This window comes from Endozoicomonas atrinae, assembly GCF_001647025.1.
Classification (GTDB): domain Bacteria; phylum Pseudomonadota; class Gammaproteobacteria; order Pseudomonadales; family Endozoicomonadaceae; genus Endozoicomonas; species Endozoicomonas atrinae.
This window is the reverse complement of the sequence record NZ_LUKQ02000208.1, coordinates 1-9,586: the sequence shown is the minus strand read 5'-3', so window position 1 is coordinate 9,586 and position 9,586 is coordinate 1. Positions and strand designations below refer to the sequence as shown.

Genomic DNA, 9,586 nt, shown 5'->3' with positions numbered 1-9,586 from the left:
AGAGTCAGCTTAGTAAAATATTTAACTTTCTGGAACTATCAGACTTGCAGACCACCCCAAAAAGCTATACTTAACGACAGGTCATTTTGGACTGGTGTTTTGAGGACTTTTTACGCCGGTGATGACAATACAACCTTCATGGTTTCTTAATTAATTTTTTATAGTATTCCTAAGATGCTTAATACCAAATTTTCTCCTTGGCCTTCATTTACTCAGGAAGAGGCTGACGAGGTTAGTCGTGTCCTCTTATCCAATAAAGTTAACTATTGGACGGGTAATGAAGGTCGAGAGTTTGAACGTGAGTTTGCTCAGTTTTGTGGAACTGAACACGCCATCGCGCTTGCTAATGGCACTTTAGCGTTAGACCTGGCTTTTCATGCGCTTAATATTGGACAGGGTGATGAGATTATTGTTACCTCCAGAACATTTCTCGCGTCAGTCAGTAGTATTGTCAATTCTGGGGCAGCTCCAGTCTTTGCCGATGTTGATCGGAATAGCCAAAATATTACGGCAGAGACCATTCGCTCTGCCCTTACCAATCGCACAAAGGCAATTGTCTGCGTTCATCTGGCTGGTATGCCCTGCGATATGGACCCGATTGTGGAGCTTGCGGCCGAACATGGTATTTGGGTTGTAGAAGATTGTGCTCAGGCTCATGGTGCTCGTTATAAAGGCCGCTCAGTAGGCTCTATTGGTCATATTGGTGCCTGGTCATTTTGCCAGGACAAGATTATGACCACAGGTGGTGAAGGAGGCATGGTTACCACAAATGATGCTGATTTATGGCAAAAAATGTGGTCTTACAAAGATCATGGAAAGTCTTATGATGCAGTGTATAACCGAGAGCATCCACCAGGTTTTCGATGGGTTCATGAGACTTTTGGAACCAACTGGCGAATTACAGAAATGCAATCGGCTATTGGTCGTATCCAGTTACGACGAATGAAAGAATGGACTGCCAGACGCCAGTCGAATGCCTTGGCAATTGATGAAACCTGTCGTCAATTTCAGGCAATAAGAGTTTTTGATGTTCCAGTTGATATAGAACATGCCTGCTATAAGCATTATGTATTTATTCGCCCTGAATATCTGCGTGAAGATTGGTCCAGAGATAGAGTGATTAGCGAAATTGAGGCGAAGGGGGTGCCTTGTTATCAAGGCTCATGCTCTGAAGTGTATCTGGAGAAAGCCTTTGATAATAATGAGTTCAGGCCCCAGGAACGTTTGCCTGTGGCAAAAGAGCTGGGTGAGACCAGCCTGATGTTTTTAGTGCATCCTACGTTGACGAATGATGAGATTAGCAAGACATGTGAGGTTATCAGTCAAGTGTTGTCGGAAGCTCAAGCTTAATTTTGTCGATCTCTTGTGTATAGAGTTGATACATCACGTTTTTTTGTTTTTCTTGAAGTATCTCATCTTACTATCGTACTCTCCTCCTGAAGTTATTTTTTCATGTGTTTTGCAGCCTGAAAGGCTGCAAGCTTCAACGCCGCTCTCAAGATCGTGTTAATAGCTATATGCTCAGAAACAGATTAATTTCCCTGTCCCGAACAAAAAAGCGTCTTATCAGTCTCATGATAGATATTCTGATCATATGGCTGGCACTTTTTTCTGCCTTTGTTGTTCGTTTGGGTATGCAGGACTTTGTAAATCACAAGGCCTTATTCTTTCAACTATGCCTTCTCTGTCCGGTTATCTGTTTACCCATCAATATACGAATGGGGCTATATCGAGCAGTACTTAGGTTTGTAGGGCCACAGGTTACTCTGACGATTTTACGAGCAACGGTACTGTCTGTTACGGGTATAATATTGTCTACCTATGTTCTTGGGTGGGCTGTACCCAGAAGTATTCCTTTTCTCTTTGGATTTATTCTGCTTTTCATGCTTGGCATCTCCAGATATGGAGCCCGATACTGGCTTGCAGGACATAAGCTCAAAGATATTCTACTGACCCCTTTTTCGATTGCTGGTAAACCTGATCAGGTCAAACGAGGGAAACCTGTAGCAATTTATGGGGCAGGGGAGGCAGGTTGTCAGCTGATCTCTGCTCTGGATCGTGGTTGGGAGTTCAGGCCGGTTGTCTTCCTTGATGATGACAGTGCCATGGTTGGAAGAACGGTTTATGGAAGAAAAGTACACCATAGCAGTAAATTGCCCGAACTGGTTGAGAAAGCTTTCGTTGATCAGGTATTACTGGCAATGCCTTCGTTATCAGAATCCAAGCGTAAGTCTATTCTTCGTGATCTGGAAGCATTGAATATTCCTGTAATGACGATGCCAGGTATGGATGATCTGGTCAGTGGTCGTCTTAAAATTCAGGATATCAAGGAGGTGGAAATCGGTGACCTTCTTGGTAGGGATCCAGTTCAGCCTGACAGTCAATTATTGAACCAATGTATTCATGGCTTGAATGTGATGGTTACTGGGGCTGGAGGTTCAATTGGCTCTGAACTATGCCGTCAGATAGCTAGGCTTGAGTGCAAAAGCCTTGTTGTCTTTGATCACTCTGAGTACAACCTGTATCGAATTGAACAGGAAATTATGCAGTTAAAAGAGCATTCCGGTTTGAGTTTTAATCTGGTCTCAGTCCTGGGATCAGTTAATGACCCCCGTCGCCTGCTGGATGTCATCAGTGCCTATAAGGTTGATACAATTTACCATGCTGCTGCTTATAAGCATGTTCCTATCGTTGAACATAATATTTCTCAGGGCGTGAGAAATAATATTATGGGCACATTGTATGCCGCACAGGCTGCGATGGTGGGTAAGGTGGCAAACTTTGTTCTTATATCCACGGATAAGGCTGTGCGCCCTACCAATGTCATGGGGGCTACCAAACGTTTTGCTGAGCAGGTATTACAGGCTTTCAGTACTCAAGAAAAAGTGGAACTGATGCATGCGAAAATGTTTGGTAGGCAGCAGCATCAATTTGTAGAAAATCAGACACGTTTTACCATGGTTCGCTTTGGCAATGTGCTTGGCTCCAGTGGTTCGGTTATTCCTCTGTTTCGTGAGCAGATCCGCTCTGGTGGACCTGTCACCGTTACCCACCCGGAAATTACCCGATACTTTATGACGATTCCTGAAGCGGCTCAGTTAGTTATTCAGGCTGGGTCCATGGGGGCGGGTGGGGATGTTTTTCTCTTGGATATGGGTGAACCCGTTAAAATTGCTGATCTGGCGAAACATATGATTCGGTTGTCTGGATTTCTTGAAAAGAATAATGATAACCCAGAGGGGGACATTGAAATCCAATACACTGGCTTGAGGCCCGGGGAAAAACTCTATGAGGAGCTTTTGATTGGAGACAATGTCAGTGACACCAGTCATCCCTTGATATATCGAGCAATGGAAGAGAGTACTGACTGGAAGATATTAACTCAGGGGATTGAGAGAATCTTGCTCTCCATTGAGAGCCACGACTACGATCAGGCAAGAAGTATCATGGTAGACTTCGTTTCAGGCTTTACTCCAGACAGTGTATTGGTCGATTGGCTGTTTTTGTCTTCTAACCAAAGCACAAATATCAAGAAGTCCGACCAGCTTGAGACTGCTGAATCGTAGCTTCTATGTTATTGTTCAATACGGGCTTTTCATCATCAAGTGAGAGGCTGCATACACTGTGTATTCATATATAAGGGGCTTGCACGAATAGAGTAAGCTGGCTTGGTATTACATTGACCTTTACCTGGATCGACTGGCTGATCGCCGGTGTTGTTATTATCTCCGCGCTTATCAGTTTAAAGCGCGGTTTTTTTAAAGAGATTCTCTCCCTGTTGACCTGGCTGGCAGCGATTTTTGTAGCCTGGTCTTTTGGCGGAGCACTGTCAGAACGATTCACAGACTACATTGCGACACCTTCGGTACGTGTTATGGCAGCCTGTGCTTTGCTGTTTGTTGCAACACTGATGGTTGGCGCGTTGATCAATCGTATAATCGCTGAACTGGTTCAGGTGACAGGGCTTTCAGGGACCGACCGTATTCTGGGCATGGCTTTTGGTGGTTTGCGCGGCTGTTTGCTGGTGACGATTCTCGTTGGCTTGCTGACGCTGGCACCATTGGAGCAGGATCCGGCCTGGAAGCAGTCTGTGCTTTTGCCCCATTTTATGCTGCTGGCCGACTGGTCCAAACAAACGGTTGTTGATCTTATGGGACCCCTGATGCAAAGCTAGTCTGGCTAGCGCCTGCCAGAAACTATTCCTCTCTCTTTCCCTTTCCATACTCCTAAGCATAAGGCCGGGTAATTTTGAACTTTATCCGGCCTTTTACCATCTACTGTTCCAGTTAACCTGCTAAATAGCGTATGATTCAAGCCTTTACAGTTGCCCGACTGAGAGGCTGACTGAAAGTGCAGGGAACAGGCAAATTCGATTGAACTGGCAGGACGCCCAGTCGCTGGCACTGAATATATAAGTAACTAGCCCTATGAAATCTATATTTCTGACTCACTGTCCAGGCACTCTGCCGCGTTACAACTTCGGTCACATAGCTACAGCTATGCTTCCTGCGTTGTGGCTTGCATAGCAGCTGTAGTCAGAAATGTTTGAGTCCATATGGGCCTGCTACTTGATTTAGCTGATCAATCCTGAGGATGAGTACATGTGTGGAATTGTCGGTATTTCGGCAACGGTGAATGTTAACCAGCTGTTGTTCGATGCGCTGACTGTGCTGCAACACAGGGGGCAGGACGCTGCGGGGATGGTGACTCTTGATGATAGCCGTTTTTTCCTGCGCAAAGATAACGGTCTGGTGAAGGATGTCTTTCGTACTCGTCACATGAAGCGACTTAGTGGTTGCTCAGGCCTCGGGCATGTTCGATACCCGACTGCGGGGACTTCCAGCTCAGCAGAAGCACAGCCGTTCTATGTAAACTCCCCTTATGGCATCGCTTTAGCCCATAACGGCAACCTTACCAATGCGGATGATATCAAGCAGTCGCTGTTTGAAAGTGACCTCCGCCATATCAATACCCACTCTGACTCTGAAATTCTATTGAATGTTTTCGCCCATGAGCTGGCGAAAGAGGGCAAACATAAGCCACAGGCAGAAGATGTTTTTAATGCGGTAACAGGTGTTTACGAGCGCTGCGAAGGAGGCTTTGCGGTTGTTGCCTTGATGAATGGCCATGGCATGGTCGGTTTCCGGGATCCTCATGGTATTCGCCCATTGGTATATGGAAAGCGGGAAACGGAGAACGGTACTGAATATATGCTGGCCTCAGAATCGGTGGCGCTTGATGCCCTCGACTTTGAGTTGATTGGGGATGTTGCTCCGGGGGAAGCCATCTATATTGACGAGCAGCGTCAACTTCATACTTTCCAGTGTGTGCCCGGTAAACTTACTCCCTGTATGTTCGAGTACGTCTATCTGGCCAGGCCGGATTCCAGCGTAGATGGTATTTTTGTCTATCAGTCCCGTTTGCGCATGGGGCAGACGCTGGCCAATAAAATTCTCCGTGAATGGCCTGATCATGATATTGATGTCGTCATGCCTATTCCGGATACCAGTCGAAATTCTGCTCTTGAGATGGCAACCCGCCTGGGGCTGCCTTACCGGGAAGGATTTGTTAAAAACCGCTATATTGGCCGAACCTTTATCATGCCCGGTCAGGCCATTCGCAAGAAATCTGTTCGCCAGAAGCTGAATGCCATTGATCAGGAGTTTGCCGGCAAGAATGTGCTTCTGGTTGATGATTCCATTGTCCGTGGAACGACCTGTGAGCAGATTATTGAAATGGCCAGAGATGCAGGAGCAAAGAAGGTATATTTCTGTTCAGCGGCTCCTGCTATTCGTTATCCAAATGTCTACGGCATTGACATGCCTACCCGGGAAGAGCTGATTGCCCATGGTCGTACTGATCAGGAGGTTTGTGAACAGATCGGTGCCGATAAACTGATTTTCCAGGATCTGGAAGACCTTAAGAAAGCGGTTTCCTCTCTCAACCCGAGCATAGAAGATTTCGACTGTTCCGTGTTTGATGGTCGTTATGTGGCCGGTAATATTGATGATCATTATCTGGAACAGCTGGCTTCCAGCCGAAATGATGATAGTCGTCAGGCTGAGAGCGACATTATTGATCTGCACAATGAAGGGGAAATCTAACTCACTTTAATTTTCAGGTAAGGCTGTCTAACCCTGGACAGCCTCCCGATATCTCAGGTCTTTTAAACTCAGGCCCAGCTCCACATCATATTGCAACGTAGCCAAACGTACTGATAACTCGGCTTGTTCCCTCTGAGTCAGCACCTTTTTCAGTGCGCCTTTCGCTTTCTCCTCATGTTCCCTTTCAGACTCGAATATCGCCTTTAAACTACCAAAGCGGTTGAGTAGCTCACTCGCTCCTTTCTTTCCTACACCTTCCACGCCAGGAATATCACCAACACCCGCAATACCCCAGTAGTCCAGTAATTTCTCGGGGGGGATTCCATACTCTGTACTGACAGAGGATCTGTCAAAATTCTCTTTCTGGAAGTGATCCCTTTGTAAGACCAGTGGCGAATCCAGCAGCTGCCGGTAAGCCTTGTCCGTTGACAGAATCACCGTTTTTACTTTGACCGCAATGGCCTTGTGGGTAATGGCGCCAATCACGTCGTCAGCTTCTATGCCATTACGACGAAAGGTCATCAGCCCCAAGTTGCGAAATGCATTATTGAATTCAACCAGCCTCTGACGTAAAACCGCTGGCATGGGCTTGCGTTGAGCTTTATAGCCAGGCAGTAGCTGATGTCTCCAGGTGGGTGGATCGCCATCAAATACAATTAAAATATGGCTTGGGTTGCACTCTTTAATGGCTCTTTGTACCGATGAAACTGTTGCGGATAAGGCACCATCCACCTGTTGGCTTTCATCGGCTTGAGGGTCCCTTGAAGGGATTGCAGCATGGATGCGACGTATCAGGTTTAGAGCATCAATCAGAAGTAGCGTTGGTGCCATATTATCGGTTAATTCCAGTGGTCATTATTTACTTTTGACAATGATAACGGAAATTTGCTCAAGGCATGCTGTGGATTTGATCTGTCTTCTGGTATGTTAACGGACTGGCATAGGTATAAGTAAGTAGCTAATCATATGGAATTCATATATTTCTAACTCCTTGAACAGCCACTCTCCTGCGTTACAACTTTGGTCACATAGCTACGTCTATGCTCCCTGCGTTGTGCCTTGTATAGCACCTGCCCAAGAAGCCAGAAATATGTGATTTCATATGACCAGCTACTTCAATCACAAAAAATACGCAGTAATTCAGGAAGTTCCATGAATGATCATGATTTGACTGAGGCTTTGGCATTTGAAACTCAGTCTATCCGGGCAGGTTCATTTCGCAGCGACCAGCGTGAGCACAGCGAAGCCATTTATCTGAGTTCAAGTTTTGTCTATGACAGTGCTGCCCAGGCTCAGGCTGTCTTTGCAGGGGATGAACCAGGTAATGTCTACTCCCGTTATACCAACCCTTCTGTTCAGATGCTGGAAGAGCGTATGGCGGTGCTTGAAGGCAGTGGTGTTGATGGGGAAATTACGGCGTGCGCCACTGCTTCCGGTATGGCCGCTATTCTTGGCACCTGTATGTCTCTGCTGAAAAGTGGTGATCATGTTATTTGTTCCCGCAATGTATTTGGCACAACATTCACTATTTTTGCCAAGTATTTTGAAAAATTCGGAGTGAAAACCACATTTGTTGATCTGGTGGACTATCAGCAGTGGCGTGAAGCGATGACACCAGAAACCCGCCTTCTTTTTCTGGAAACCCCTTCTAATCCATTGAGTGACGTTGCTGATCTTGAGCTTCTGGCTGTTATTGCCCACAGTAACGACGCATTACTTATGGTCGATAACTGCTTCTGTACACCGGCCCTGCAGCGCCCACTGTCTTTTGGCGCAGATCTGGTGGTGCATTCGGCCACAAAGTACATTGATGGTCAGGGACGTTGTCTGGGTGGCATGGTCGTTGGCAGGAAAAAGCTCGTGGATGAAGTTCACTTATGGCAGCGGGCGGCAGGGGCAACCATGAGTCCTTTCAATGCCTGGGTGTTTTATAAAGGGCTTGAGACACTGCCTGTGCGTATGGATGCTCATTGTCGAAACGCCTCTGAGTTGGCTTCCTGGCTCAGTCAGCATCAGGCTGTAGAGCGTGTCCATTATTCTGGATTGAAATCCCACCCGGGCCATGAGCTGGCAAAGAAACAGCAGAAAGGTTTTGGTGGTGTACTGGCTTTTGAAGTGAAAGGTGGCCGGGAGTCTGCCTGGACAGTTATTGACAGTGTTCAGATTATGTCCCGTACTGCCAATTTGGGTGATACCCGTACGACCATCACCCATCCGGCAACAACGACGCATTGTCGTTTATCTGACGAAGACAAAATGAAGTCAGGCATTACGGAAAGTCTGGTTCGTATTGCCGTTGGTCTTGAGAATATAGAGGACCTCAAATCCGATCTGGAAAAGGGACTCAAGCAGTTGTTGTAAGCCCAGTGTGGTGCTGTCCAAGGGTAGCACCATTAATAAGAATAAGGCTGGAACCGTTATTTATGAATTCAACGCTGCGGAATTCTCTGGACGCGCTGTCTGGTGTTATTCGGGGAAAAGATCGGGAACTTAGGTTGGGGTTATGCTGCATGTTGGCTCGAGGCCATCTGTTAATTGACGACCTGCCAGGTATGGGTAAAACAGCGCTGGCTTTGTCCCTGGCCCGGTTGATGGGGTTGGACTATCAACGAATCCAGTTTACCAGTGACCTGTTGCCAGCCGATATTCTGGGCGTTTCTATTTTTGATCGGGATTCATCCGAATTCCAGTTCAAGCCTGGCCCTGTTTTTTCTCAGCTGCTTCTGGCTGATGAAATTAACCGCGCTTCACCTCGTACCCAGAGTGCACTGCTGGAAGCCATGGAAGAACGACAGGTGACCATAGAAGGGCAGGCCAGGTTGCTGCCGGAGCCTTTTGTTGTGATTGCCACGCAGAATCCGTTAACACAACAGGGAACATTTCCTCTACCTGAGTCCCAGATGGATCGCTTTTTGATGTGTATTTCCATGGGGTACCCGGATACAGATTCAGAAAAAGCCATTCTCCGGGGAGAAGCTGGCCGATTTCTTGTCAGCCAGCTGGGTCAGTCGGTGACACCTGAAGAGTTCCTGGTGATGCAGCAGGACGTCGATAAGGTCCATGCCAGTGATCTCTTGCTGGATTATGTACTGCGATTACTGAAGGCGACCCGTGAAGAGGGTTATTTTGCCGTTGGTTTATCACCAAGAGCCGGTTTGGCACTGTTACAGGCAGCCCGGGCCTGGGCCTACATAGACGGAAGGGATTACCTGATTCCGGAAGATATTCAGGCTGTGTTTGTCCCGGTAGCCACTCACCGGCTGACCATGCAGAAACAGGGCATATCGCCAGGTGAACTCCTTGGCCGTATTAATGCAATGGCTTGAGTATTTCTCCAATGAAAGGCTCACTCTTTATACCAATCGCATTTTCTAAATCCTTAAGCTGCCGCCAACTATGCTTAGGCATCATTACCATGCATTATCTAGAACAGATGTCTCGTCGACCACAGCTACCCGAAGGTTTTAATGATGTTGATTTTC

General features: G+C 46.9%; 7 protein-coding genes. 6 read left to right on the top strand and 1 reads right to left on the bottom strand.

Annotated elements, in window-relative coordinates; all coding sequences use genetic code 11:
- The first annotated feature begins 174 nt into the window (after window positions 1-174).
- From AK963_RS21295 to purF, 4 genes are all read left to right on the top strand, one after another.
- Window positions 175-1,350: a DegT/DnrJ/EryC1/StrS family aminotransferase gene (locus AK963_RS21295; protein ID WP_066017437.1), complete on the top strand. Its 1,176-nt coding sequence runs from the start codon at window positions 175-177 to the stop codon at window positions 1,348-1,350.
- 461 nt (window positions 1,351-1,811) lie between these two features.
- Window positions 1,812-3,566 (top strand): polysaccharide biosynthesis protein, encoded by a 1,755-nt coding sequence (locus AK963_RS21290; protein ID WP_238593808.1) that lies wholly within the window; start codon window positions 1,812-1,814, stop codon window positions 3,564-3,566.
- Window positions 3,567-3,679: 113 nt separating this feature from the next.
- Window positions 3,680-4,174, top strand: coding sequence for a CvpA family protein (locus AK963_RS21285; protein ID WP_066017436.1), 495 nt, complete (start codon window positions 3,680-3,682; stop codon window positions 4,172-4,174).
- Window positions 4,175-4,601: 427 nt separating this feature from the next.
- Window positions 4,602-6,104, top strand: a complete 1,503-nt coding sequence (gene purF, locus AK963_RS21280) for an amidophosphoribosyltransferase (RefSeq protein WP_066017435.1) — start codon at window positions 4,602-4,604, stop codon at window positions 6,102-6,104.
- 27 nt (window positions 6,105-6,131) lie between these two features.
- On the opposite strand, the gene AK963_RS21275 is transcribed toward purF, so the two are convergent.
- Window positions 6,132-6,935: a 5'-3' exonuclease H3TH domain-containing protein gene (locus AK963_RS21275; RefSeq protein ID WP_066017434.1), complete on the bottom strand. Its 804-nt coding sequence runs from the start codon at window positions 6,933-6,935 to the stop codon at window positions 6,132-6,134.
- Between the two features lie 321 nt (window positions 6,936-7,256).
- Here AK963_RS21275 and AK963_RS21270 point away from each other — a divergent pair, with 321 nt between their 5' ends.
- Window positions 7,257-8,465 (top strand): O-succinylhomoserine sulfhydrylase, encoded by a 1,209-nt coding sequence (locus tag AK963_RS21270; protein WP_066017433.1) that lies wholly within the window; start codon window positions 7,257-7,259, stop codon window positions 8,463-8,465.
- Window positions 8,466-8,527: 62 nt separating this feature from the next.
- Window positions 8,528-9,430 carry an AAA family ATPase gene (locus tag AK963_RS21265; RefSeq protein WP_066017432.1) on the top strand — a complete coding sequence of 301 codons (903 nt, stop codon included), beginning with the start codon at window positions 8,528-8,530 and terminating at the stop codon, window positions 9,428-9,430.
- Window positions 9,431-9,586 lie beyond the last annotated feature (156 nt).